This is a genomic window from Lachnospira intestinalis (genome assembly GCF_040095895.1).
In the GTDB taxonomy this organism is placed as follows: Bacteria; Bacillota; Clostridia; order Lachnospirales; family Lachnospiraceae; genus Lachnospira; species Lachnospira intestinalis.
The window spans coordinates 1-1,018 of the sequence record NZ_JBBMFS010000031.1; the positions used below are offsets into that span (position 1 = coordinate 1).

General features: G+C 42.1%; 2 protein-coding genes. Both read right to left on the minus strand.

What is annotated here, in order from left to right; translation table 11 throughout:
- On the minus strand, positions 1 to 782 hold a 782-nt coding region (locus WMO37_RS14840; RefSeq protein WP_349155406.1), incomplete at its 3' end, for an IS3 family transposase.
- Positions 779 to 1,018: transposase (locus tag WMO37_RS14845; protein ID WP_349155407.1), on the minus strand; the 240-nt coding region annotated here is incomplete at its 5' end. The genes WMO37_RS14840 and WMO37_RS14845, both read right to left, overlap by 4 nt.

Sequence of the window (1,018 nt, forward strand, 5' to 3'; positions counted from 1 at the left end):
CGGTATGCCTGCTTGTAATCGCGAATTTTAAAGCGGTTGAGCCATTCACGTTTGATAATTGAATGGAAGGATTCAATACATGCATTATCCCACGGAAACGCTTTCTTTGAGTAACTGCACTGCATATTGTCTGTTGCTTTTTTATATTCCGTTGCAACATACTGACTGCCACGATCTGAGTGAATGATTAATGGCTGGTCGATATTTCGGCGAGCTTTGGCTTTGTTTATTGTATCAATCACGCAGGATACTTCCAATGTTTCTGAAAGTGTCCAGGCTATGATTTTTCTGGAAAATAAATCCATAATACTGGTCAGATAGACAAATCCGTCTATTGTCCAGATATAAGTGATATCCGAACACCAGACGGTGTTCGGGCGGTCAGGATTAAACTGCTCATCAAGGATATTTTGTAATTCAGTGCTGAAATCAGAATCTTTAGTGGTGATTGTCCATGGCTTGCTCCACTGGGCACGGATTCCCATTTGGCGCATATATGTACCAACGGTTCTTTCCGAAATGACTTCACCTGTTTTACGCAATTCTACAGTGATTTTTGGAGCACCGTAGTTCTGCTTGGAATCATCATAAATATCCTGTATTTTTTCTTTTACAGATTCACGGCGTTTTTCTGTATCAGAAGGCACGCGGTGGAGCCATGCATGATATCCTGAACGTGAGACACCTAAAAATTTCAACATTCCGGAGACGGAAACCCGGCGTCCAGCCTTTTGGGCAGCTTCCGTCTTTTCAGATACTTTGAGATAAATGACTTCCGTCATTTTCCCAGAATGTTGATTGCTTTTTTTAATACATCAAGAGCATCTTGGGCATCACGTAATTCACGTCTGAGACGAGCGATTTCCTTCTGCTCATCGGATGCGTAATTACCAGAACCCCGAGCAAGAATATCACCTGATTCCCGGAAGTCTTTCAGCCACTTTGTTAGTGTGCTGTATCCGATGCCAAGATTTTCAGCACATCCACGTACACCGAGATCTTTATGATCTTGATAATA